Here is a 24,429-nt window from a genome sequence, read left to right on the forward strand (position 1 = left end):
CCTGCTCCTGACTGGAACGGGGCCGTAGCTCAGTTGGTAGAGCGCGTCGTTCGCAATGACGAGGTCAGGGGTTCGACTCCCCTCGGCTCCACCAGGCGTCCTTAGAGCCTATTTCAGCACCACATAGCCGCGCTCGACCATGCGACGCAGGGCTTCATAGACCTCGGCGAGTTCGTCGAAGGCGGTGCGGGCGGCGGTCAGGCGGGCGACCTGGTCGGGGGTGACGGGCGAGCCTGAATGGGCCAGACGCAGGGCCTCGGCCGCCCATTTGGCGCGAGCGCCGGCGGTCAGGACCGCCAATTTCTGAAGCGAGGCGGCGTCCAGACCGGTCAGGGTATGGCCGATCAGCTCCTTATTGGCGACATAGGCGGCGTAGTCGATCTGCTCCAACTGGCCGCGCAGGCGGCGCTGCTCGTGCGGATCGGTGTCCTGCGGTTCGAAATGGTCGCTGTGGCGACGCACGCTCGAAGTCATCTTGGTCGACATGGGCCGGCCCTCCACGGCCGACCAGACGTTTCCGGCGGCCACATTGACAAGAGGGTGCGCCGCTTCGGTTAACGTCCCGTTTGCGCCGAGGCGGCTCAGGTTTTGACAATCGACCGACTGTCGCAATCTCCGCACAGCCTCGGGTCGCAAAGGGCGCGTAGCGGCGAAATCGCCATCGAATCTCCACCCACTGTTGTCGGGCGCGACACAGAACAGACGCCTGCACGTCGCCTCCGCCCCCTATGCGAGCCCCGTCGAAATTCGACGTTGGGGGATAGAACATGTGTTTTTCGTCACAGAGCCGGCAACGGTTTCTGCTCGCCACCACCGCCCTGATCAGCGCCGGACTTGCGGCCAGCGCCCAGGCCCAGGTTCAGGACAACCCGACCGCCGAGGTCGATGAGATCGTCGTGACCGGCCAGCGCGAGGCGCAGCGCGCCGCCATCGCCGTGAAACGCGCTGAGTTCGAGGTGATGGACGCCGTCTCCGCCGACGACATCGGCAAGCTGCCGGACCACAACACCGCCGCCGCCCTGCGCCGCATTCCCGGCGTCTCGGTGATGGAGGATCAGGGCGAGCCGCGCTGGCCGATCCTTCGGGGCCTGGCCTCCACCTACAACCGCACGACCATCGACGGCGCCTTCGTGGGTTCGGTGGATGAAAGCGCCCGCACCGTGCCGATGGACATCGTGCCCTCCGTGATGGCCGGCCGGGTCGAGGTGATCAAGACGGTCACGCCCGAGAACGACGGCAACGCCATCGGCGGCGTGATCAATGTCGCCACCCGCAGCGCGTTCGACGCCGCCAAACCCTTCTTCAACGGCATGGCCTCCTACGGCGTCTATGAACAGCACGGCGACGTCCGCAACGACGATCCGTCCTATCGCCTGGCCTTCGCCGCCGGTCGCCGCTTCGGCGCGGCCGACGAATGGGGCGTGGTGATCGGCGCCTCCCACGAGCAGCTCGACTACGACATTCCCCAGGCGGAATCGGCCGCGCCTTCGATCCGCGAATACGACGCGGCCGGCAAGCCGGTGAACTCGGGCGCTCCGACCGGCAACGGAATCCAGGTGCCGACCCAGCTGCGCCTGTTCTGGTACAACAACACCAAGCAGCGTTCGGGCGCGAACGGAAAGCTGGAATGGCGGCCGAGCGTCGATTTCCGCTGGGAGGCCTCGGCCCTGTACGCCCGGATGGAGGACGATGAGGAGCGGACCGAGTTCCGCACCGAGCCGGTCGGCAATGTGACCAACCAGACCCGCACCTCGGGAACCTTCGCCACGGGCCGCAACATCATCGGTCTGAACCAGCCCATCACCCGTCGCGAGATCGGCCTGGGCCGCACCGCCTTCCGGTGGGACGCCGCCCCGCAATGGCGGCTGGACGGCGATCTGGTCTATTCACAGGCGGGCTCAGAGACCCCCAACACCTCGATGGAGTTCCGCACGGCGTCGAACGCCAACTTCGGCTTCCGCTACGACACCTCGAACTTTTTCCCGGTGTTCACGCCGACCAATCCGACGGCCTTCCGCGATCCCACCCTGTTCAATCTCCAGCAACGGCGCGTGTCCTTGCTGCGGACCGATGAAGACACCACCCAGGCGCGGTTCAACCTGGCCTTCGACGACGGCGGCGAGACGCGGAACCTGAAGGCGAAGGTCGGCGCCGTGTGGCGCTCCAACGATCGCAGCTATCGGTCCAGCCGCACCGACTACACGGCTAAGCCGGGCTTCATCTATACCCTGGATCAGGTCGATCGGCCCGGTCCGGACAAGCTGATCGAAGGCCAGTATCGTCTGACGCCGCGCATCGACGTCGCCACGGCGGAGGCCTTCTATGCGGCCAACGCAGACAGCTTCAACGTCAAGACCGCCGCCCCGACCGGCGACTATGACGTCACCGAGGACGTCTTCGCCGGCTACGCCCAGGCCAGCTACAGGGTCGGCGACCTGACCCTGCTGGGCGGACTGCGCTATGAGAAGACCGAGGTCAGTTCGGACGCCGCCCGCCTATCCGGCGGCGTCCTGACGCCGGTGTCGAACAGCGGCGACTATGACAACTGGCTGCCCAGCCTGCACCTGCGCTGGAATCTGCGTCAGAACATGGTCGTCCGCGCCGCCTGGACCAACACCATCGGCCGGCCGGACTTCGGTTCGCTGGCCGCCAGCGAGAGCATCAGCTTCGACGGCTCGCAGCCGACCCTGTCCCGCGGCAACCCCGGCCTGAAGGCGCGCGAGAGCGAAGGTCTGGACCTGTCGTTTGAATACTATCCGACCGACGGGCTGATGTCGGTCGCCCTGTTCACCAAGGACATCGACAACGAGATCTTCACTCTCAGCTCGGTCCAGAACCTGGACGTGGGCCGGGGCGTGGAGGCGGTGATCGTCTCGACGCCGACGAACGCCGAAACGGCCAAGATTCGCGGCGTCGAAGTCGCCTTCCAGCAGGCCCTGACCATGCTGCCGGCGCCGTTCGACGGCCTGGGCGTCAGCGCCAACGCCACCTTCCTGGACACGGAGTTCACCTTCCTGACCACGGCGGGCAAGCGTCACACGGGTCTGTTCCAGCAGCCGGCGACCACCACCAATGAATCGATCTGGTATCAGCGCGGCCCCATCGAGGCCCGCGTCTCGCACAACTATATCGGCGGCTTCCTGGAAACGATCAACGACACCATTCCGAACGCCGACCAGTATTGGAAGGGGCGCCACGTCTATGACGCCTCGGTCAGCTGGCGCTTCGGCAACGGCCTCACCGTCTTCGTGGAAGGCCAGAACCTGTCCAACTCGGGCCGTCGCGAAGTGACCGGCCCGGGTCGAACCTATCTTCAGGAATCGGCGAACTACGGCCGGACCTACTGGGTCGGCCTCTCCGCCAGCTTCTGATCCCCGCCACGCAAGGGGCCGCCTCCCCCAGGAGGCGGCCCCTGTCCTTTTGAAGGAACCTCCGTCATGCTCGCTTCAATGCTCTTGTGTCTGCTTGTCTCCGCCGCCCAGGCCGCGCCGACGGGCGGAGGCGACGCGGTCGCGCCGATCGTTCTCGCGGGCGAGGCTCAGACCCTGCGTCGCTATGAGGCCGAGGCGCGTCAGGGCGCGGCGGTGGGACCCGATGACGTCTACGCCGTCTCCAACTGGTCGATTGTGCGCTATGACAAGAAGACGGGCGCCAAACAGGCCGAATGGACCGGCGACCGCGCCCGATTTCCGCACATCAACTCCTGCGCCGTGATCGACGGCGAACTGGTCTGCGCCAGCTCCAACTTTCCCGCCGTTCCTCAGATCAGCACGGTGGAGGTCTTCGACGCCGTCGACCTGCATCACAAGCGCAGCGTCGCCCTGGGTCTGGGGACGGGTTCGATCACCTGGGTTGATCGACATGACGGCGCCTGGTGGGCCATGTTCGCCAACTATGACGGTCGCGGGGGCGAGGCGCCGCGCGACCACCGCCACACCACCCTGGTGCGGTTCGACGACCAGTGGCGACGGCTGGAGGCCTGGGGGCTTCCGGCCTCCATTCTGGAGCGGATTGCGCCGATGAGCATTTCCGGCGGCGGCTGGGGACCGGACGGACGTCTCTATCTGACCGGCCACGACCGGCCCGAACTCTATGTCGTCGCCCTGCCCGAAGGCGGGGGAGTTCTGGATCATCTGGAGACCCTCGGCATAGAGGCCGAGGGACAGGCGATCGACTGGGATGAAAGCGAGCCCGGCGTCCTCTACGGCATCACCCGGCGAACACGGGAAATCCTGGCGATGCGCACGCCCGTCACGACCACGGCGCCCTGATCCGTCAGGCGCCGCTCGCGCGCGGATGGGCGGCGGAATAGGCGCTCAACAGGCGCTCCGCATCGACGCCGGTGTATTTCTGAGTGGTGGACAGGCTGGCGTGGCCCAGCAGTTCCTGGATCGAGCGCAGATCGGCGCCGGCCCCCAGCAGATGGGTCGCGAAACTGTGGCGCAAGGCGTGGGGGGTGGTGCGTTCGGGCAGGCCCAGCCGGCCGCGCAGTCGCTGGACCGAGGCTTGAACGTGGCGCGGGCTGAGCGGGCCGCCACGCCGAGCCCGGAACAGGGGGTCGGCGGGCTGAAGGATGAAGGGCAGCAGGGCCAGATAGGCATCCGCCGCCGATCGCACGGCGGGCAGGACCGGGACGATCCGGGTCTTCGATCCCTTACCGACGATCCGCAGGGTGTCGCCCAAAGGAGCCTCTGCGCGAGTCAGGGACAGGGCTTCGGAAATCCGCAGCCCGCAGCCGTAGAGAAGGCTGAGCACTGCGCGGTCGCGGGCGGCCTCCCAAGGCTCCGCGTCGGGATCGGCGTCCGGTTCGGCCAGCAGGCCGCGCGCCTGGTCCTCGCTGACGGGGCGGGGCAGGGCCGGCTTGATCCGGGGACCCCGCACCTGGGCCAGCTGGGGGGCGGGCGTGTCCAGCCGCCGGTCCAGGAAGGCGTGAAAGCCCCGGACGGCCGACAGGGTCTGGCTGAGCGATCGCGCCGCCAGGGGATGATCGCCGCTGCGGCGGTCGGCTAAATGCGCACGCACCTCGGCGGCGGTGATGGTTCCCATGGCCTTCAGCGTCAGGGTCTCGCCGCGATGGCGTTCGAGAAAGGCGACATAGAGCCGGCCGATATGGCCATAGGCCTCAAGGGTGCGGGGCGACAGCCGTCGCTCGTGCGCCAGATGCTCCAGCCAGGCGAGCAGGGCCTCGGCGGCGGTCAGTTCAACACCGGCCATCGCTCGGCCATTCGCTCGACCACCCGCGCCAGAAAGGCCGCCAGTTCGCAGCCCATGTTGGGGGTGAAACCCTCGGGCTCGGGCGAGCCGAAGGCGCACAGGCAGGATCGAGGCGGCTCGCCCGGCGTCAGATGCGGGGCCATGCGGACCAGGGCGACGGACTGGACCTGATCCCCGGCCGCGCCGAACAGGTCCAAGCCCTCGAACATGGGGCCGAGCCAGGTCAGGCCGTGTTCGCCCAGCAGATTGTCCACGGCGCCTGGCTCGAGCGCGCGCCAGCCGAACGGCACGCCGCCCGGCTTCTCCAGGGCGATGGCCGCGCCGGCCAGGCCGAACCGGCCCTGGGCCGCCGCATCCAGCCGTCGCGCCAGGTCGGAATGATTGCGCGCCTCCATCAGGTCCAGGGCGGCCACATGCGTCTGGGTCTGGGCGGCGAAATTGGCGCGGGCGATCATCTCGACCTCGCGCCGGGCGCCGGCCTCGCGCTCGACCACCGCCTCGAGGCGCGTCAGGGCGGCGGCGCCGAACTCGACCACATTGCGTCCGTGCGGACGCAGGCCGATCTCTTCCAGCAAGGAACGATCGTCCAGCAGGGTCTGGGAATGGGTCTGGAGCCAGCCGCGCACCTCGGGCCAGGTCAGGCCGTCGCCCAGATGGGGAACCGGCTGCGCTTCAGCGGTTTCGAAAAGGTCCAATGAGCCGCTCAACAGACCTTCTCCGTGACGCGTGAGTTACAGGATGGACTGACCGGTCTTGGCCCAGTCCGCCACAAAGGCATCAAGACCCTTGTCGGTTAACGGGTGCTTTACCAGGGCCTTGAAAGTGTCGGCGCCGAAGGTGGCGGCGTCCGATCCGGCCACAGCGGCGGCGGCCACATGGGCCACGTTGCGCAGCGAGGCGGCCAGGATCTGGGTCTCGAAACCGTGGACGTCGTACATCACCCGGATTTCTTCCAACAGGGCGATCCCGTCGGCGCCGTTGTCCTCCAGCCGCCCGACGAAGGGCGAGACGAAGGTGGCGCCCGCCTTGGCGGCCAGCAGGGCCTGGGCGGCCGAGAAGCACAGGGTGACGTTGGTCTTGATCCCCTTGTCGGCGAAGACGCGGCAGGCGCGCAGACCGTCCCAGGTCAGGGGCAGTTTGACGACCACATTGGGGGCGATGGCGGCCAGCTTGTCGCCCTCCTTGACCATGGTCTCGAAATCGAGCGAGACGGCCTCGGCGGAAATCGGGCCCTCGACCAGGGCGCAGATTTCGGCGATGACCTCGGCGATGTTCCGACCCGACTTGGCGATCAGCGACGGATTGGTGGTGACGCCGTCCACCATGCCGGTGGGAACCATGTCCTTGATGACGGCGACGTCGGCGGTATCGAGAAAGAGTTTCATGGACGGCTTCATAGCCGAGGGCGCAGTTCGGTGAAAGTCGCCTCGGTCCTCATTCCCCTGCCCGTGCCGGAAGCCTTCGATTACGAAGTTCCCGAGGCGCTGAGCCTGGCGCGCGGCGATCAGGTCGCCGTCCCCTTGGGTCCGCGCCTGATCCGGGGCGTGGTGGCCGAGGTGTTCGAGACCACCGGCTCGAACCGGCGGCTGAAGGCGGTGGACTCGAAACTGGACGACCCCGCCCTGCCGGCAGGGGTGATGGACTTCGTCGAATGGGCCGGGCGCTGGACCCTGTCCCCCCCCGGAGAGATGGCGGCCACCGCGCTGAAGGGGCTGCGCGCGCCGCGTCCCCGGCCGGAACGGAGGGTGCGGCGGGTCGGCGACCGTCAGCCGGCCCGCGCCACCCCCGCGCGAACGGGCGTGCTGGAGGCCCTGGGCGCGCGATCAATGACGGCCGCCGATCTGGCGCGGGACGCCGGCGTGTCGGCGGGCGTGGTGAAGGGATTGATCGACGAGGGGGTTCTGGAGATCGTCGAGATCGCCGCTGAAGCCGCCTTCGCCCCGCCCGATCCCGACCATGCGCCGGCGACCTTGAACGGCGACCAGGCGGCGGCGGCTTCAGCCCTGGCGGCCGGGGCGACCCAGGGCGGGTTTCGACCCTTTCTGCTGGACGGGGTCACGGGGTCCGGCAAGACCGAAGCCTATCTGGAGGCGATCGCGCGGGTGCTGCGCGCCGATCCGGCGGCGCAGATCCTGATCCTCCTGCCTGAAATCGCCCTGACCCAGGCCCTGATCGAACGGATTGCAGCCCGCTTCGGCGCGGCCCCGGCAGAGTGGCATTCCGGCGTCGCCCCGCCCCGCCGCCGCCAGGTGTGGGAGGCGACCATCGCGGGCCGTTGCAACATCGTGGTCGGCGCCCGGTCCGCCCTGTTCCTGCCCTTCGTCAATCTGCGCCTGATCATCGTCGACGAAGAGCATGACGGGTCGTTCAAACAGGAAGAGGGTCTGGTCTATCACGGCCGGGACCTGGCCGTGGCGCGGGCGCGGATCGAGGGGGCGGCCGTGGTCCTGGCCTCGGCGACCCCGTCGCTGGAGACGCTGTGGAATGCGCAGAACGGCCGCTACGACTGGTTGAAGCTGGGCGCGCGGCATGGGACCGCCGTCCTGCCGGACATCGACCTGATCGACCTGCGCGCGGCGCCTCCGGATCCGCAGACCTGGCTGTCGCAGAGCCTGAGGGAGGCGATCGGCGAAACCCTGGCGCGCGGCGAACAGACGCTGCTGTTCCTGAACCGGCGCGGCTATGCCCCCGTGGTCCTGTGCCGCGCCTGCGGGCACAGGCTGACGGCGCCGGACACCGACAGCTGGCTGGTCGAACATCGCTACACCGGCCGACTGGTCTGTCACCTGACCGGCTTCTCCATGGCCCGGCCGAAACTCTGCCCGTCGTGCGGGGCCGAAGACAGTCTGGTCTCGGTCGGACCCGGCGTCGAACGGGTCGAGGAGGAGGTGCGCCAGCTGTTCCCCGAGGCGCGGACGGCGGTGTTCAGCTCCGACACCGCGCCCGACGCCAAATCGGCCCGGGCCCTGATCCAGCGGATGACCGACGGCGAGATCGACATACTGGTCGCCACCCAGGCGGCCGCCAAGGGCCACAACTTCCCCCGCCTGACCCTGGTCGGGGTGGTGGATGCGGATCTGGGCCTGAGGGGCGGCGATCTGCGGGCGGCCGAGCGCACCTATCAGCTCTTGGCCCAGGCGACGGGACGGGCGGGCCGGGCGGATCGGCCGGGACGGGCCCTGTTGCAGACCTGGACCCCCGAACATCCGGTGCTTCAGGCCCTGGCGGCCGGCGACCGGGACGCCTTCGTCGAGGCGGAGATGGCCGAGCGGGAGGCGGCGTCCCTGCCCCCCTTCGGCCGGCTGGCGGCGATCATCCTGTCCAGCGAGAATGCGCAGGCGGTGGAGAAGACCGCCGCCGACCTGGCCCAGACCATTCCCAACGCCGAACGGCTGGAGGTCTATGGCCCCGCCGACGCGCCCCTAGCCCTGGTGCGCGGCCGTCGGCGCAAGCGGCTCTTGGTGCGCGCGGATCGCGACGTCGATCTGCAGGCCTTTCTGCGCGCCTGGCTGCAGCGGGTGAAGGTTCCCGCCTCGGTCCGGCTGGCCGTGGACGTCGATCCCTATTCCTTCCTCTGAGGGGGCCTCTGAGGTGGACGCGGCCGTCCGAGACGGCGGATCAGATCGCCATGACCGTGCCCAGCAGCAACCGGGCGCCGGGGCGGCCCAGGGTGGCGTTGGTCGCCGCCTGCAAGGCGTTGGCCAGGCGGTCGATGTCGGGCGCCGCGCCGGGCCGCAGCCCTGCGGCGAACTGCTGAGCGGCGGTGTTATAGGCGGCGCGGAGGCGGGGCGTGGACTGCTGGGCGCGAAGACGCAGGGCCGCGTCAGGCACGTCCAGACCGGTTTCGATCGACAGAACCCCTCGACGCCCGGTCAGCCCGGTGATGGAGGCGGTCACGACCGGCAGTCGGAAATAGGTTTCGGCGGAGGCGCCGCCGCCCTCCTTGCTCGAAGAGGCTGCGGCGGGCTCCGGCGAGGCCGAGGCGGCGGCCGTTGCGACAAGGGCGAGACCGAGGAGGGCGCGGCGTTCCATGGCGTGACCCTAACGCGCGGCGCTTAATAAACGGCTACGCCCTCGCATATAAGGACATCCTTATATGTTTATTGCTCCTTCAGGCCTGCCGGGCTATGAGGCGCGCAATACCCCCTTACGGCCAGGAGCCCCTGCCATGACCGACTACATCATCCGCGACATCTCTCTGGCCGACTGGGGCCAGAAGGAAATCGCCATCGCCGAGACGGAAATGCCGGGCCTGATGGCGCTGCGCGCCGAGTTCGGCAAGGACCAGCCGCTGAAGGGCGCCCGGATCGCCGGCAGCCTGCACATGACCATCCAGACGGCGGTTCTGATCCAGACGCTGGAAGCCCTGGGCGCCGAGGTGCGCTGGGCCTCGTGCAACATCTTCTCGACCCAGGATCACGCCGCCGCCGCGATCGCCGCGGCCGGCACCCCGGTCTTCGCCGTCAAGGGCGAGACCCTGGAGGAATACTGGGACTACGCCCACAAGATTTTCGAATGGGCGGACGGCGGCTATCCGAACCTGATCCTGGACGACGGCGGCGACGCCACCCTGCTGTGCGTGCTCGGTCCGAAGGCCGAGAAGGACCCCTCGGTCCTCGACAACCCGACCAATGAGGAAGAAGAAGCCCTCTACAAGGTCATGAAGCGGTATCTGAAGGAGAAGCCCGGCTTCTATTCGGCCATCCGCGACGCCATCGGCGGCGTGTCGGAAGAGACCACCACCGGCGTCCACCGCCTGTACCAGATGTCGGAGCGCGGCGAACTGCCCTTCCCGGCCATCAACGTCAACGACAGCGTGACCAAGTCCAAGTTCGACAATCTGTACGGCTGCCGTGAATCCCTGGTCGACGCCATCCGTCGCGGCACCGACGTCATGCTGTCGGGCAAGGTGGCCGTGGTCTGCGGCTACGGCGACGTGGGCAAGGGCTCGGCGGCCTCGCTGCGTCAGGGCGGCGCCCGCGTGATCGTGACCGAGATCGACCCGATCTGCGCCCTGCAGGCGGCCATGGAAGGCTATGAGGTCCAGACCCTGGACGACGTCGCAGACAAGGCCGACATCTTCGTCACCGCCACCGGCAACAAGGATGTGATCACCGTCGATCACATGCGCCGGATGCGCAACAACGCCATCGTCTGCAACATCGGCCACTTCGACTCCGAGATTCAGGTCGCGGGCCTGAAGAATTTCAAGTGGGACGAGATCAAGCCCCAGGTCCACCACGTGGAGTTCCCGAACGGCAACAAGATCATCCTGCTGTCGGAAGGCCGTCTGGTGAATCTTGGCAACGCCACGGGCCACCCCTCCTTCGTGATGTCGGCCTCCTTCACCAACCAGACCCTGGCCCAGATCGAACTCTGGACCAACAAGTCGGCCTATGAGACCAAGGTCTACACCCTGCCCAAGCACCTGGACGAAAAGGTCGCCGCCCTGCACCTGGGCAAGCTGGGCGCCAAGCTGACCGTGCTGAACAAGGAACAGGCCGATTACATCTCCGTGCCGGTCGAAGGGCCGTTCAAGCCCGAACACTACCGCTACTAAGAACCGCCTTCCGGAGCCGGTCTCGTGAGCCGGGCGTCGTTCGACGTCCTGGTGGTCGGGGCCGGCGCCGCCGGCATGATGTGCGCCGCCGAGGCCGGGCGGCGCGGCCGTCGGGTCCTGGTCGTCGATCACGCGGCCCATCCCGGCGAGAAGATCCGCATCTCCGGCGGCGGACGGTGCAACTTCACCAATCTGGGCTGCGGGCCGGCGAACTTTCTGGGTGAAAACCCCCGGTTCGCCACCTCGGCCCTGCGCCGTTTCACGCCCCAGGACTTTATAAAACGGGTCGATCAGGCGGGCATCGCCTGGCATGAGAAGACGCTGGGCCAGCTGTTCTGCGACGGCAGCGCCAAACAGATCATACGCCTGCTGACCGACGCCCTGACCGAGGCCGGGGTCGAGCTGCGGATGAAGACTGGGCTGGACCGGATCGCCCGAAAGGGCCAGGGCTGGTCGATCGGCCTGTCCGACGGGTCCGAGATCGCGGCGGCCTCGCTGGTGGTCGCCACAGGCGGAAAGTCCATTCCCAAGATGGGGGCGACCGGCTGGGCCTATGAGGTCGCGCGCCAGTTCGACATCCGCGTGACCGAGACCCGCCCGGCCCTGGTGCCGCTGACTTTCGAAGCCGGACTTCTGGAGACCCTGGCGCCGCTCGCCGGGGTGGCGGTGGAGGCCCGCGTGGCCTCGGCCCCGGCCGAGAAGACCCGCAAGGCCCGGTTCGACGAAGCCATGCTGTTCACCCACCGCGGCCTGAGCGGCCCGGCCATTCTCCAGATCAGCTCCTACTGGCGCGAGGGCGAACCCATAGTCGCCGCCATGGCCCCGGATCACGACGTGTTCGAGGCGCTGAAGACCGCCAAGGCGGCGAACGGACGCCAGGCGGTCCACACCGCCCTGTCCCAGATCGTGCCGCGTCGGCTGGCCGAGAGCCTGTGCGCGCGCGAAGGCGTGGCGGGCAATCTGGCCGATCTGTCGGACAAGGCCCTGCGGCGACTGGACCAGGCGGTCAACGCCTGGACGGTGAAACCGGTAGGGTCCGAAGGCTACCGCACGGCCGAGGTCACCCTGGGCGGGATCGACACCGCCGCCCTGGACCAGCAGACTCTCGCCGTGAAGACCGTCCCCGGCCTCTATTTCATCGGCGAGGCGGTGGACGTCACCGGCTGGCTGGGCGGCTATAATTTCCAGTGGGCCTGGTCTTCAGGCTGGGCCGCCGGCCAGGTCTGCTAGAGCCTGATCCGTTGAGGAGGAACCGCTTCGCGGTTCCGCTGAAACGGTGAATCAGGCTCCAGATTAAAGCGAGAGCAGGATCAAGCCGCGCCCTGTGGCGCCACGACGCATGGCGGCGCAGACGCCGACCCCCTAGCTTGGGTTTGCGGAACGGGCCCCTCTGGCGTCGTCGCGGCCGGGTTCCCCTCCCCTGGGCGTGCGATGCGATGTCGGACCGCACGGGTGCATCGACGCGACGGGTCTCGGACCCCCTGCCTTCCCGTCGCGTCGCACCCGATCGTCAACCGACCCGGAGCCCCGCCATGCCCCTTCTGATGTGCCCCAACGACAACAGCCCGATGCAGAGCCTGGATCGGAACGGCGTCCAGTTCGACATGTGCCCGACCTGTCGCGGCGTCTGGCTGGATCGCGGCGAGTTGGAAACCCTGATGGCCTCGGCCGTCGATGAAGGACGCGCCGCCGCCTCCGCCCCCTCGCCGCAGACCCGCCCCTGGAACGCGCCGTCCGACTATGGAGAGGTCAAGGGCTACAGGGACGATCGCCGCCGCGACGACGGCTATCACTACAAGAAGAAGAAGCGCGACAGCATCTTCGACATTTTCGACTGACGCCTAAAGCCGAATCCCGGCGGCCGGCATCAGGGCGTTCAGCGCGGCCGACGCCTCGGGCTCGACGCTCAGGGCGTCCTTGACCTCGGACGCGCGCAGCATGCGCAGCGCTTCCGCCCGGGCGCGATCGGCGGCCGGTCCCAGAGGCGCCGTCTCGCCGGCCGCCATTCTCAGCAGGACGCCCAGCTTCTGCGTCACGGCGGCCGAGGCGCGGGCGATCTGGCTGATCAGGCCGGCGTCCGCCTCCAGGGTTCCGCCCAAGGTCCCGATCGAGGCGGCGATCTCACGCTCGTCGATCTCTCCCAACTGCACCGCGCGCACCGAGCGCTGCAGCCGCGCCAGAGTGAGCAGTTTCTGCGAGGCGTTCGAACCGCCCGGCGTCGATTGCCGGAGCTCGGCCTCAAGCCGCACCGATTTGACGCAGCCGCTCAGCCATCGCGCCGCCGCCCGCTTGTTGGCGGCGCCGGTCACATTCTCGCAAAGCCGCGTCAGATGTTCGGCCTCGGCCAATACGGTCGCGCATGACTGAACATAGGAGGCGACGAAATCGGGCGTGACCAGGCTCCTGGACCGATCGACGAAGGCGTTCTGCACCTCCTCCAGGGTCAAAAGCCGACCCGAGGCGGACGTCAGGGCCATAGCCAGGGTCCGAAGAATATCGATCTCGCCCGCCGGATCAGAGGGGCGCAGGCGGCGGGAACTGGACAGTTCGCGCGTTATGAATCGGGCCAAGGCGGCCGACAGACGCGGAAAGTCGCCGGCGGCGATCCGGCTGCCGAGCCGGGCTGCGGGGCCATCCACGGTCGGGGTCAGAAGCCCCATCCGGGGATCCACGGCGATCAACCGCTCCACCTCCTTGGGCGCCACCATCCGCACGAGGGCCGCCAGACTGGCGCCGAGATCCAAGGACGGCCCCAGGATGTCAGCCAGATTTGACCGGATCGCCAGCATCTCCGTCGCAATCTGCTCGACGACGCTCACCACCAGGGCGCGCGGCGGCCCTTCCGTCGGCGCGCCATCCATCAGATCCATCAGCCGGTGCAGCCGCGCCCGTGCGCCCTGACGATCGGCCAGGGCCTGGGCCGCCACGCCGCCCATGATGAAGGCTCGGTCGGCCGATCCCGACAGGCGATGGGCCACATCGGCGATCGAAAGATCGTCCAGTGACGGAAACTGGCCGCTTCGGCCCGCCTTCATCAGCTGGGAGATCGTGGCGTCGGCCAGCCGCTGGTAGTGGCGCACCATCCCATGCAGATCCTGGCCGCTGGCCTGGCTTTCGGGCACGGCCACCTTCTGAACGGCATGTTGAAGTTCGACGCCCGAGGCGTCCAGCCGTTCCGCCAGATCCGGCCGGTGCAGAAGCTCGAAGGCGGTCACCCCGTGCCGCTTCAGCCAGTCCTCGAGGACGCGGCCGATCAGGGCCCGAGCATGGGGCGCATAGAGTTCCTTGGGCGAGCCGCAGGCGGGACGGGCCGCCGCTTCCGGCTTCTTCTTCGACTTTTCTTCCGGCAGCCCGAGATTCAGAATCGTCAGGCTGTTGAACTCCATCGTCTCGGGGTCCAGCGTCTCCTTGGTGACCCGCACCGCGACCGCCTGTTTGGCCTGAAACTGCTCTTCGGCGGTTTCCAGTGCGGCTTTTCGGTCTTCGGTCGCGATCAGCAGGGTCCAGGCCGCCGGGGCGGTCCTTCGGACATAGACTTCATAATGGATTGGGCCGGCCATGCGACCACCCTAGGCGCCAAGGCTTTAAGGCGGGGTTGCCCGGTAAATTGTCAGTTTTTGACCCATCCGCCTATCGCCGTCGTTGAAACCTGCGGCTTGGCGGCCCATCTGTCTTGGCCCTAATGTAACCGCGATCGAACGGTTACGCTTGCCGTGCGTTCTCGGTTTCGGGAACGGGAAGTTCAGGAGAAGACCCCTTGGCCAATATCACCCTGGTCGACGACGACGAGAACATCGTGACGTCCGTCTCGCTGGCGCTGGAAAGCCATGGCCATAAGATCACCGCCTATCACGACGGCGCATCGGGTCTGGCGGCCTTGGAGAGCACGCCGCCCGACCTGGCCATTCTCGACGTGAAGATGCCGCGCATGGACGGGATGGAGGTGTTGCGCCGGCTGCGCCAGACCTCGCAGCTCCCGGTCATCATGCTGACCTCCAAGGACGAAGAGATCGACGAGATTCTCGGCTTCAACCTCGGCGCCGACGACTATATCCACAAGCCGTTCAGCCAGAGGCTGCTGATCGAGCGGGTCAAGGCCCTGCTGCGTCGCACCGGCGCCGACGGCGTCGAGCCCGAGCCCTCGGCCGAGGTCTCCGGCAAGGCGATCAAGCGCGGCAAGCTGAGCATGGACCCGGCCCGCCACGAATCGACCTGGGACGGCAAGCCGGTGAAACTGACCGTCACCGAATTCCTGCTGCTTCAGGCCCTGGCCCAGCGCCCCGGCTTCGTGAAGAGCCGCGACAATCTGATGGACGCGGCCTATGACGATCAGGTCTATGTCGATGACCGCACCATCGACAGCCACGTGAAGCGGATGCGCAAGAAGTTCCGCGCCGTGGACCCCGAGTTCGACGCGATCGAGACCCTGTATGGCGTCGGCTACCGATACCGCGAAAGCTGATCTTCCCGGCCGCGAGGCCGAGGAAGAGCCTCATCGACGGCCGCTGTTCCGCTTCGGCGGCTCGCGGCTCGGCGGCTTTATCCTCGCCCTCAATCTGCTGAGCCTGCTGATCCTGTTCGGCGGCGCCCTCCTGCTCAATGAATGGAGCAAGGGGTTGATTCAGGCGCGCCAGGAATCGCTGAAGGTCCAGGCCGAACTGCTCGGCAATGTGCTGGGGCAGCTCAGCATCACGCGAGGCGAGCCCACCCCGGAGCTGGACGTCGGCGAGGCGGCCCGCTGGCTGCGCGACAACTTCGTGCCCGAGGGGCAGCGGGTGCGCCTGTACGACATCAACGGCCTGCAGGTCATCGACAGCTATCAGGTCACCGAAAACATCCCCGGCCAGGCCTTGCCGCCCGCCCGCCCGGCGGGCTCCAAAGCGCCCGGCGATCTGGCGCGCGTCAACGCGCGTCGGGCCGAACAGAAGGACGCGGCGGAGCGCGAGGTGACGGCCGAGGTGGAGCTGGCACTGGCCGGCGCGCCCCAGACCACGCTCCGGCGCAATGAGTCGGGCGATCGCGTCGTCTCCGTCTCCATTCCAATCCGACATGTGCGTCAGGTCTTGGGGGTGCTGACGCTTGAGGCCGGCAATGTCGATGAGATCCTCGGCGCCCAGAGGCGCGCCCTGGTGCCCTTCGCCCTGGTGGCCCTGGGGGTGAATCTCCTGGCCTCCCTGCTGCTGCATCTGTTCGTGGCGCGACCGATCATGCGGCTTTCGGCGGCGGCGGACGGGGTCAAGCTGCAACGGGCCCGATCCATCTCTCTTCCCGATCTGGAAGACCGCAAGGATGAGATCGGCGACCTGGCCCGGTCGCTGGAATCGATGACCGACACCCTGTCCACGCGGATGGACGCGATCGAACGGTTCGCCGCTGACGTGTCGCACGAGATCAAGAACCCCCTGACCTCGATCCGCTCGGCCCTGGAGACCCTGCCCCTGGTGAAGACGGACGCTCAGCGCGAAAAACTGACCGCCCTGCTGCAGCAGGACGTGCGGCGCCTGGATCGGCTGATCACCGACATCTCCAACGCCTCGCGGCTGGATGCGGAACTGTCGCGCGATCGGCCCCGCCCCATCGCCCTGAACACCCTGCTGAGCGACATCGTCAACGTCTATGAGACGACGGCCAAGCCCGGCGACATTCCGGTCCTGTATGATCCGCCGGCTCAGGCGCTGCGGGTGGTGGGGCGCGACGGGCCTCTGGGCCAGGTCTTCCGCAATCTGATCGACAACGCCCGCTCCTTCAGTCCGGCCGACGGCGCGGTGCGCGTGATCCTGGAAGAGACGGAGGGCGAGCTGCCGATCCGGATCCGCATCGAGGATCAGGGGCCGGGGGTGCCGCCCGAAAATCTCGAGACGGTATTCGAACGCTTCTACACCTCGCGACCCAAGGGCGCGGCCTTCGGATCGAACTCAGGTCTGGGCCTGTCCATCGTCCGCCAGATCGTCGAGGCGCACGGGGGACGCGCCTGGGCGGAGAATATGACGGAGGACGACCGCATCCTGGGCGCTCGTTTCGTGGTGGCCCTGCCGGCGAACGGCCGCCGTCCGTGACCGAGGCCGCCCCTATCCACGCGACCACGGTGGCCCGGCGCGGACCGGACGAGGCGGCGTGGCGGGCGGTGATGATCCTGGGGCCCTCAGGCGCCGGAAAAAGCGATCTGGCGCTGCGGCTGATCGGACGCGGTTGGCGATTGGTCAGCGACGACTACACCCGAGTCTGGGCCTCAGGAGGCTCGCTTTACGCTACGGCGCCCCAGTCGATCGCCGGGCGGATCGAGGCGCGCGGGGTCGGAATCGTGTCCGCCAGAACACGTTGGATCGCCCGTGTCGTCATGGCCGTCGCCTGCGTGCCCGAGGCGGTCGAACGCCTGCCCGAACCGCAAACCCGCCGGTTCGCGGGGGTGGATCTGCCGCTCCTGGCGCTGGACCCCCGCCCCCCGTCCGCCGTCGAGATGGTCGCAGTCGCGCTCGGAACGCTTTGAACCGGCGCGCAACGAGTCTATGACACGGCCCTTGCGGTCCCGAGGTGGGCGCGTCCGGCCTCCCTGTCGGACAGGGAGAGGTCCGGGGATGGTTCGGGGGATGCGAGTGACGTTCTCATGATTGGCCTTGTTATCGTCACCCACGGGGGACTGGCCTCGGAGTTTCTTTCGGCGATGGAGCATGTGGTCGGCCCGCAGCGCGGGGTGGCGGCCATCTGCATCGGGCCCGAAGACGACATGGAGCGCCGTCGGCGGGACATCGTCGACGCCGCCGCCGCCGTGGACGACGGCGACGGCGTCATCCTGCTGACCGACATGTTCGGGGGCACGCCGTCCAATCTGGCGATTTCGGTGATGGAACAGACCCATGCCGAGGTCATCGCCGGGCTGAACCTGCCCATGCTGATCAAACTGGCCAGCGTGCGCGGGCGTGAGACGCTGGAGGCCTGTGTGGCCCATGCCCAGGACGCCGGTCGCAAATACATCTCCGTCGCATCCTGGGTGCTTGCAGGCGAGAAATGAGCGTCACCGCCACACTGGACATCTGCAATGCGCGGGGGCTGCACGCCCGCGCCTCAGCCAAGTTCGTCAAGCTCGCATCCAGCTTCGACAGCGAGATCCATGTCTCGCGCGACGGCGTCACCGTTGACGCCCGGTCGATCATGGGCCTGCTGATGCTGGGCGCCGGGATCGGCTGCCAGATCGAGGTCTCAGCCGAAGGCTCCGACGCCCAGGAAGCGATTGAGGCCCTGACGGACCTCGTCGCCCGCAAGTTCGACGAGGATCAGTAGAACCGGCGGGTCCTAGAGCCCGAGGGCGCGGCGGATGTCGCGCCAGTCCACATATTTGAAATTCTGGGTCCCGACGTCGTTCACATCGTCCTGGATCACCACCACCCCTTCGGGGAAGGGGCCGACCGCGCCGCCGGCGGCGGCCAGGCCGTCGGTGCCGGTGATCCCGTCCACCGCCCCGTCCACGACCTTGAACCGCCCCTGGTATTCGGGCGCCGCGCCGTCGATGCGCCAGACGGGGAAGGTCGAATCACCCTGGCTGGAGGCGATCAGATAACGTTTGTCGCCATCGGTCAGGGTCGTCAGCCCTTCGGCGTCGGCGACAAGGCGGTCCTTGGCGATCGGCTGGACCAGGGTGCGCGCGGCGCCCGTCGCCGGATTGAGGCCATAGCGCCACAGGCCGACATTCTCCTCGTTGATATAGAGGGCGTCGGTCGCCTCGTCGGCGGCGCAGCCTTCGGAGATCGAACCGATCTCGGCCCGGCGCACCTCGCGCGACGCCGGACGGCCGGCGGCGTCCACGCTCAGGATGAACTGGCGCAGCTCGCCCTCATGCCCGACCAGGATCGCATGGACCTCATCGCCCCGACGCGCGAAGCAGAAACCATAGGGTTCGACCACGTCCGTAGCGATGGCGCCCCAGGGCCGCACGCGGTTGTCGCCGGTTCCCGCCGGGTCGAACAGATACAGAGACACCCCCGTCTTGCCCGGCGTGCGGTCGCTGGCGCCCAGGACGATCTGCGGACGGCCCTCGACGGTCAGACCTTCGACCAGATCGACGTTGTTCAGCAGGCCCTCCGGCAGGAATTGCAGGATCCGCCCGTCGAGGCCGTAGATGTAAAGACCCGACTTCTTGTCCGTGCCGGCGACGAAACCGAGCGTGGTCTGGCCCATGACCGTCACAGGGGTTGACGACGCCCAGACGGCCGGGTCGTCGGCGGCGTCCTGGCCCGCCGTGCCGACCGAGGGGGTCTCCAGCACCGCCTGAACCTCCGCTCCCGGCCCCACGAAGCCTTCGCCCTCGCCCTGGAAATCCACCTCATGGGTCGCGCAGGCCGCGAGCAGGAGTGCGGAGATCGAGATCCCTGACCAAACGGCGCCCAGCTTGACCTTCATGATATTCCCCCTACGAATGAGAAGCGCCCTGATCCGCAAGACGACGCAGGGCGTCAACGGCGAATGAGTGACGTTTTCACGACGACAGAACGTTGATTCGCCAGCTTACTGACGATTTGTCACACCAACGACGCCGAACCGATCCGCAAGCGTCGCTGAACCGTCGCGATCCTTTCGCCGCTCGGCGCTAAGCGCGGCTGTATTCGTCGGGATTGAACCCGGCATTGGGGACATCGTCATGAAATTCCATCTCCTCGCGGGCGCCTCGCTCGCGTCGCTCGCCGCTGTGACCGCCGCCCTGCCGGCTCACGCCTATGAGGGCTCCGCCCTGGCCGCCTCGGTCGCCGTCGCCGGCGAAGTGGTTCACGGTCGGGTCACCAACGCCGCCGGCGACGCCCTCCCGGGTGCGGAGGTGGTCGTTCGCGCCACCGGCCAACGCGCCGTGACCAACACCCAGGGCGAGTTCGACCTGGTTCTGCCGACCGGTACGGCGGTGTTGGACGTGCGCTACATCGGCCAGCCCTCGGCCAGCCAGACCGTTAATGTGGTTCAAGGTGGGACCGAAGTCGCCATCGCGCTCGGCGCGGCCGAGGCCGCCACGGTCAGCGACGTGATCGTCACCGGCGTCATCACCGACGGCGTGGCCCGTTCGCTGAACCAGCAGAAGAACGCCGACGGCACCATCAACGTCCTGTCAGCCGACGCCATCGGCCGCTACCCCGACCCCAACGTCGCCGAGTCCCTGCAGCGCGTCCAAGGGATCGCCATCCAGCGCGACCAGGGCGAAGGCCGCTACATCAACGTCCGCGGCGCGCCGTCCAGCTTCACCGCCATCTCGGTGGATGGGGTGGCCGTCCCCGCCGTGTCGCCGTCGACCCGCGCGGTCGATCTCGACACCCTGCCGTCGGACATCGTCTCGACCGTCGAGGTCTCCAAGACCCTGCGCCCCAGCCAGGACGCGGATTCCATCGCCGGCGCCGTGGACATCAAGACGCGCTCGCCCTTCGACAAGCGCCGCCTGGCGCTCAGCGGTTACGCGGGCGGCAGCTACAATGATTACGGCGGCGAGGACTATCGCGGCGGCCTGACGGCTTCCAACGTCTTCGGCCCGAACCAAACCTTCGGCGCCCTGGTGTCGTTGAGCTATTCCGAAACCAACCGCCGTCCCGACAACGTCGAGAACGGATGGGTGCTGATCAACCGCAACCCCGCGCAGGGCGGCGGCCAGATCTGGGGTCTCGAGAACACCCTGTTCAAGGACTACGAGACCGAGCGCACACGCAAGGCGGTGACGGGCGCCCTGGAATGGCGTCCCAGCGAGGCGACCCGCGTCTGGCTGAAGGGCTCCTACGCCCAGTTCCGCGACGACGAGTTCCGCAACACGCTGAACTTCACCTACAGCGACGGCACGCTGCAACCGGGATCGACCGACACCAGCGCCACCTTCAACAACGCCCGCATCTACAAGCAACTGCGTCACCGCACGCAAGAGAACGACATCTCCACCGTGCAGTTGGGCGGCCAGCGGACGTTCGGCAACGGGGCGGTCTGGGATGCCGTCCTGTCGTTCGCCGACAGCGAGCAGACCTATCCGCACCGTGACGAACTGGTCTATCGCTCGGACCCGGTGCCGACGATGTTTTACAACACGGCCGACCACTATCAGCCGACCTATTCGGTCTTCAGCGACCCGACCGGCTTCTACCTGAACTCCAACAACTATAAATTCCGCGAAAACACCTTCCGGTCCAACTCGACCGAACAGGACGACGTCGCCTTCAAGACCAACTTCGAACTGCCCACGATCATCGGCGGACGAGAAGTCGAGCTCAAGTTCGGCGCCAAGTACAGCGCACGCGAAGTGACGGCCGATGAGGAGCGTTTCCGCGACCGCTCCGCCGCCGCAAATCCGGGTACCCTGGCTCCGCTGCTCAGCGATCGTCCGTCGCAGAACTACGACTATAACCTCGGCTTCAAATTCGACGCCGGTTTGGTGACGGACTATTTCGACCGGGTTCGGGCTGGCTCGACCAACCCGGATTCGGCCGCTGGCGTGCGCCGCATTCCCCAGTCGATCACCGCCGACTACACCGCAAAGGAAGACATCCTGGCGGGCTACGCTCAGGCCAGGTTCGACCTCGGCGCGACCGATGTCCTCGTGGGCCTGCGCGTCGAGAAGACGGACTTCGAGGGGTCGGCGACCAGCGTCGCCCTGTCGGGCGCCCAGACCCCGGTCACGGTCGATCGCGATCAGACGGACTTCTTCCCCAATCTGACGCTGCGCCACAGCTTCAGCGATCAGTTGATCGGCCGCTTCGCCCTGACCCGCGCCATCTCGCGTCCGGACTATACGGACATCGTCCCGCGCGTTCTGGAAACGACCGACAGCGGCCGCACGACCGTGACGCGGGGCAATCCCGATCTGAAGCCGACCCTGTCGAACAACGTCGATCTGGGCCTGGAATACTATCTGCGTCCTCTGGGCGTGATCTCGGCCAACGCCTTCTACAAGGACCTGTCCAACTACCGCTTCACCCTGGTGACGGACAATGTGCCCTACGTCACCCCGACCAGCACGGTCGCCCAGGTGACCGAGGCCCGCAACGCTCGCGACGGCCACATTGCCGGCGTCGAGTTCAACTGGCAGCAGACGTTCGACTTCCTGCCGGGCTGGGCGTCCGGCTTCGGCGTCTTCGCCAACTACACCCTGACGGATGCGGAAATCAAAACCAGCCGCGCCTTCGCCGGTCGCGACACCTTCGCCCTGCCGGGTCAGTCGGACGAAACCTACAACGCCGCTCTCTTCTATGAGCGGTACGGGTTCAGCGCGCGGATCTCCTACACCCACCGCGGAGATTTCCTGGAGGCGATCGACGCGACCAATCCGGGCAAGGATCTCTATGTCGAAGGTCGCGGTCAGCTGGACTTCACCACCAGCTACGACTTCGGCAACGGCGTCGAAGTGTTCGGCGAGGCCAAGAACCTGACCGACTCGGCGGGCGTCCGCTACTACGGGGTCAAGGAACGGACCTATGAGTACGAGAAGTTCGGCTACAACGTCTTCTTCGGCGTTCGCTTCAAACTGTAAGGCTCAGCCGAGCCGCGAATAGAGGTGGCCGGGCGGCGACGTCCGGCCCCTTTTTCGTTGGGGCTGAGAGGGTTGGAACGGCTTGACGAGGCCTGTCGCGATGTCGTGTGGTTAACACGCTAAGTCTCCGCTTCACCGGTTCGCCTTTTGCACGGGGACGCCGATGCGGGGGATGTGAGCCCCAAATTGAGACGGATCGACTGATGTTCCTCGAAGGCGAGGTCAACTGGACCCTGGTGCTTGGACTCCTGGCGGGCTTCGGCAATGTCGCGGCGGTCATCGCCATCTGGTTCGCCATCGCCAACCGGGTGCGCCACGCCAGCGCGACGGATCAGCTGGACATCGTTCAGAAGGTGGCGGAGTCCTCGGATCGCCGCCTGTTCGAAACCCTGAACGCCGTTCCCGTCGCCATGGTCGAGACGGACCAGACGGGCAAGTTCGTCTTCGCCAACCGCGCCGCGCATCAGTTGCTGGGCCGTCGCGACGCCGAACTCCTGGGGCTGCGGTTCCACTCCGCCACCTGGGGCATCACCTTTCCGGACGGCAAGACCGTGCCGCCCGACCTCCTTCCCAGCGCACGGGCTCTGCGGGGCCAGACGGTGCGCGGCTTTCAGCACCTGATGGTCAATGCGGCGACCCGCAAGAAGATGCTGGTTTCGGTGACGGCCATGCCGATCGAGAACGAGCACGGCCAGATCACGGGCTCGATCGCCGCCATCGTCGAGACGGACGTCCTGACCACCCCGGCGATCGAACCGATGACGCCTCCGCCGGCGCCCCCGGCCGCGCCCTCGGCGCGCCCGGCGGGACCGAGCCTGTCCGACCGCGTCTTCGACGCCGCCTCCAGCGCCCTGGTGGTGGTCGGGGCCGACGGCGCGATCCGCCAGGCCAACCGCGCCGCCCTGGTCATGCTGGGCCGCAGCGAGGGCGTGGCGGGGGCCGATTTCGCCGACCTGTTCCTGCCGCCCGACCGCCGGGTCGAGGCTCGCCAGACCCTCAGAGCCGTTCTGACCGCTCCGAGCGAGGATATCCCTCCGATAGAGACGATCGACGCCGAGGGCGCGGCGATCCGCTGGACCCTCCTGCCTCTGACCGACGAGGCGGACGCTGCGGATGCGATCCTTCTGGCCGGCTCGCCCGTATCCGAGGCCCAGGATACGGCCCCGGCTGCGCCCGCCCTCGCCGAGGCAAACGACGATGCGGCCGCCTCCGACGCGGTCGCCGCCGCCCTTACCGCCGCCCAGGCCGAATTCTCCCGCCGTCAGGAGGCCCAGGCGCTCGCCCATGAAAAGGCGCTGGCCCAGGCGGAAAAGGCGGAGCGCGATCTGCGTGAGGCCTTGGAGGCCGAACGCCGCATGGCCAATGTCGGCCGTTTGGCGGGCGGGGTGACGCAGGATTTCGCCGCCCTGCTGAACGTCATGACCTCCGCCCTGGACATGCTGTTGCGCCACTCCGACGATCCTGACCGCGTCCGCCGGCTGGGCCAGGCGGCCCTGACGGCGGGGCGACGCGGCGAACAGATGACCCGCCGGCTGAGCGCCTTTTCTCAGGACGAGGACCGCACCCTGCTGCGGCGCCTGGACCTGGGCGTACTGTTGGCGGGGCTGGAGGGCCGGCTGCGCCAGATCGCCGGACCGGACGTCGATCTGATGATCGAGACCCCGAACCAGCCCGCGCCGGCGCGGGTCGATCCCGTCGCATTCGAGGCGGCGGTCATCGCCTTGACCCGCAATGCGGTCGAGGCCTCGAACGGCGCCGGATCGGTCGCCGTTCGTCTGGCGATCGCCTCGGCCGGCGACCTGCGGCTCAGCGTGCGCGACTCCGGCCCCGGCATGGATTCGGACACTCTGCGTCGCGCGCCCGAACCCTTTTTCACCACCCGAAGCGACGCGGCGGGGCTGGGTCTGTCTCAGGCCTTCGCCTTCGCCCGACAGGCGTCCGGCGCCCTGACCGTGGAGAGCGCCCCGGGCGAGGGGGCTGAGGTGGCCATCACCCTGCCGCTGGATTTGACGCCTGAAGGCGCCGCCGGCGCCCAGCCCGAGCCGTCGCCGCAGGAGCAGACCAGGGCCGAGCCGGTCGTCTGACCCCCTGCAAAGGTCGATTCCGCGCCCCATATGATGCGCGGCGGTTGACCCGTGCGGGGTCGGCGCTAGTGTCCGCGCGCTTTTCCCGC

The 24,429-nt window shown here is 67.8% G+C and carries 20 protein-coding genes and 1 tRNA gene; 14 read left to right on the top strand and 7 right to left on the bottom strand.

What is annotated here, in order from left to right; all coding sequences use genetic code 11:
* Positions 1 to 18 precede the first annotated feature (18 nt).
* Positions 19 to 94 (top strand) — tRNA-Ala (locus AC1RKE_RS04455).
* 14 nt (positions 95 to 108) lie between these two features.
* On the opposite strand, the gene AC1RKE_RS04460 is transcribed toward AC1RKE_RS04455, so the two are convergent.
* Positions 109 to 486, bottom strand: coding sequence for a hypothetical protein (locus tag AC1RKE_RS04460; RefSeq protein WP_152949200.1), 378 nt, complete (start codon positions 484 to 486; stop codon positions 109 to 111).
* A 281-nt stretch (positions 487 to 767) separates the two neighbouring features.
* On the opposite strand from AC1RKE_RS04460, the gene AC1RKE_RS04465 reads away from it, so the two are divergent.
* Positions 768 to 3,371 (top strand): TonB-dependent receptor, encoded by a 2,604-nt coding sequence (locus AC1RKE_RS04465; RefSeq protein ID WP_395941869.1) that lies wholly within the window; start codon positions 768 to 770, stop codon positions 3,369 to 3,371.
* 66 nt (positions 3,372 to 3,437) lie between these two features.
* Positions 3,438 to 4,271 carry a hypothetical protein gene (locus AC1RKE_RS04470; RefSeq protein WP_348684373.1) on the top strand — a complete coding sequence of 278 codons (834 nt, stop codon included), beginning with the start codon at positions 3,438 to 3,440 and terminating at the stop codon, positions 4,269 to 4,271.
* 4 nt (positions 4,272 to 4,275) lie between these two features.
* Here the strand turns inward: AC1RKE_RS04470 and AC1RKE_RS04475 are convergent, their stop codons facing one another.
* Genes AC1RKE_RS04475 through fsa form a run of 3 tightly spaced genes read right to left on the bottom strand, consistent with a single transcriptional unit; the run spans position 4,276 to position 6,599 of the window.
* Positions 4,276 to 5,214 (bottom strand): tyrosine recombinase XerC, encoded by a 939-nt coding sequence (locus tag AC1RKE_RS04475; protein WP_348684374.1) that lies wholly within the window; start codon positions 5,212 to 5,214, stop codon positions 4,276 to 4,278.
* Positions 5,196 to 5,909 carry a DUF484 family protein gene (locus AC1RKE_RS04480; RefSeq protein ID WP_183216704.1) on the bottom strand — a complete coding sequence of 238 codons (714 nt, stop codon included), beginning with the start codon at positions 5,907 to 5,909 and terminating at the stop codon, positions 5,196 to 5,198. The genes AC1RKE_RS04475 and AC1RKE_RS04480 overlap by 19 nt, the downstream gene beginning before the upstream one ends.
* Before the next feature lie 36 nt (positions 5,910 to 5,945).
* The gene (gene fsa, locus AC1RKE_RS04485) at positions 5,946 to 6,599 is read right to left on the bottom strand and encodes a fructose-6-phosphate aldolase (RefSeq protein WP_287398013.1); all 654 of its coding nucleotides are present in this window, start codon (positions 6,597 to 6,599) and stop codon (positions 5,946 to 5,948) included.
* Positions 6,600 to 6,629: 30 nt separating this feature from the next.
* Here fsa and AC1RKE_RS04490 point away from each other — a divergent pair, with 30 nt between their 5' ends.
* Entirely contained in the window at positions 6,630 to 8,792 is a 2,163-nt protein-coding gene (locus tag AC1RKE_RS04490; protein ID WP_348684375.1) for a primosomal protein N', read from the top strand.
* A gap of 40 nt (positions 8,793 to 8,832) precedes the next feature.
* Here AC1RKE_RS04490 and AC1RKE_RS04495 read toward each other — a convergent pair whose 3' ends face one another.
* Entirely contained in the window at positions 8,833 to 9,246 is a 414-nt protein-coding gene (locus tag AC1RKE_RS04495; protein WP_201463433.1) for a Tat pathway signal protein, read from the bottom strand.
* Positions 9,247 to 9,382: 136 nt separating this feature from the next.
* Between AC1RKE_RS04495 and ahcY the strand changes: the two genes are divergently transcribed.
* From ahcY to AC1RKE_RS04510, 3 genes are all read left to right on the top strand, one after another.
* The gene (gene ahcY / locus AC1RKE_RS04500) at positions 9,383 to 10,774 is read left to right on the top strand and encodes an adenosylhomocysteinase (RefSeq protein WP_182713753.1); all 1,392 of its coding nucleotides are present in this window, start codon (positions 9,383 to 9,385) and stop codon (positions 10,772 to 10,774) included.
* Between the two features lie 24 nt (positions 10,775 to 10,798).
* The gene (locus tag AC1RKE_RS04505; protein WP_348685405.1) at positions 10,799 to 12,004 is read left to right on the top strand and encodes a BaiN/RdsA family NAD(P)/FAD-dependent oxidoreductase; all 1,206 of its coding nucleotides are present in this window, start codon (positions 10,799 to 10,801) and stop codon (positions 12,002 to 12,004) included.
* Between the two features lie 302 nt (positions 12,005 to 12,306).
* Positions 12,307 to 12,612 (top strand): TFIIB-type zinc ribbon-containing protein, encoded by a 306-nt coding sequence (locus AC1RKE_RS04510; RefSeq protein WP_054764343.1) that lies wholly within the window; start codon positions 12,307 to 12,309, stop codon positions 12,610 to 12,612.
* Positions 12,613 to 12,615: 3 nt separating this feature from the next.
* On the opposite strand, the gene AC1RKE_RS04515 is transcribed toward AC1RKE_RS04510, so the two are convergent.
* Positions 12,616 to 14,334, bottom strand: coding sequence for a hypothetical protein (locus tag AC1RKE_RS04515; RefSeq protein ID WP_395941844.1), 1,719 nt, complete (start codon positions 14,332 to 14,334; stop codon positions 12,616 to 12,618).
* Positions 14,335 to 14,531: 197 nt separating this feature from the next.
* Between AC1RKE_RS04515 and chvI the strand changes: the two genes are divergently transcribed.
* From chvI to AC1RKE_RS04540, 5 genes are all read left to right on the top strand, one after another.
* On the top strand, positions 14,532 to 15,236 hold the full coding sequence (gene chvI / locus AC1RKE_RS04520) for a two-component response regulator ChvI (protein WP_054764344.1): 705 nt from the start codon (positions 14,532 to 14,534) through the stop codon (positions 15,234 to 15,236).
* Complete coding sequence (chvG, locus tag AC1RKE_RS04525; protein ID WP_348682915.1) at positions 15,205 to 16,830, top strand: two-component sensor histidine kinase ChvG; 1,626 nt, start codon at positions 15,205 to 15,207, stop codon at positions 16,828 to 16,830. The genes chvI and chvG overlap by 32 nt, the downstream gene beginning before the upstream one ends.
* Positions 16,827 to 17,261 carry an HPr kinase/phosphorylase gene (locus AC1RKE_RS04530; protein ID WP_228184900.1) on the top strand — a complete coding sequence of 145 codons (435 nt, stop codon included), beginning with the start codon at positions 16,827 to 16,829 and terminating at the stop codon, positions 17,259 to 17,261. The genes chvG and AC1RKE_RS04530 overlap by 4 nt, the downstream gene beginning before the upstream one ends.
* A 117-nt stretch (positions 17,262 to 17,378) precedes the next feature.
* A complete protein-coding gene (locus AC1RKE_RS04535; RefSeq protein ID WP_054764347.1) occupies positions 17,379 to 17,783 on the top strand; it encodes a PTS sugar transporter subunit IIA in 405 nt (134 codons plus the stop codon).
* Positions 17,780 to 18,052 carry an HPr family phosphocarrier protein gene (locus tag AC1RKE_RS04540; RefSeq protein WP_054764348.1) on the top strand — a complete coding sequence of 91 codons (273 nt, stop codon included), beginning with the start codon at positions 17,780 to 17,782 and terminating at the stop codon, positions 18,050 to 18,052. The genes AC1RKE_RS04535 and AC1RKE_RS04540 overlap by 4 nt, the downstream gene beginning before the upstream one ends.
* A 12-nt stretch (positions 18,053 to 18,064) precedes the next feature.
* On the opposite strand, the gene AC1RKE_RS04545 is transcribed toward AC1RKE_RS04540, so the two are convergent.
* A complete protein-coding gene (locus AC1RKE_RS04545; RefSeq protein ID WP_336969617.1) occupies positions 18,065 to 19,168 on the bottom strand; it encodes a phytase in 1,104 nt (367 codons plus the stop codon).
* 238 nt (positions 19,169 to 19,406) lie between these two features.
* On the opposite strand from AC1RKE_RS04545, the gene AC1RKE_RS04550 reads away from it, so the two are divergent.
* Together AC1RKE_RS04550 and AC1RKE_RS04555 are read left to right on the top strand one after the other, a co-directional pair.
* Entirely contained in the window at positions 19,407 to 22,256 is a 2,850-nt protein-coding gene (locus AC1RKE_RS04550; RefSeq protein ID WP_348682916.1) for a TonB-dependent receptor, read from the top strand.
* A gap of 203 nt (positions 22,257 to 22,459) precedes the next feature.
* Positions 22,460 to 24,340: a PAS domain-containing sensor histidine kinase gene (locus tag AC1RKE_RS04555; RefSeq protein WP_182713761.1), complete on the top strand. Its 1,881-nt coding sequence runs from the start codon at positions 22,460 to 22,462 to the stop codon at positions 24,338 to 24,340.
* The last annotated feature ends 89 nt before the right edge of the window (positions 24,341 to 24,429 follow it).

The organism is Brevundimonas sp. GW822-FHT03E11 (genome assembly GCF_058801445.1).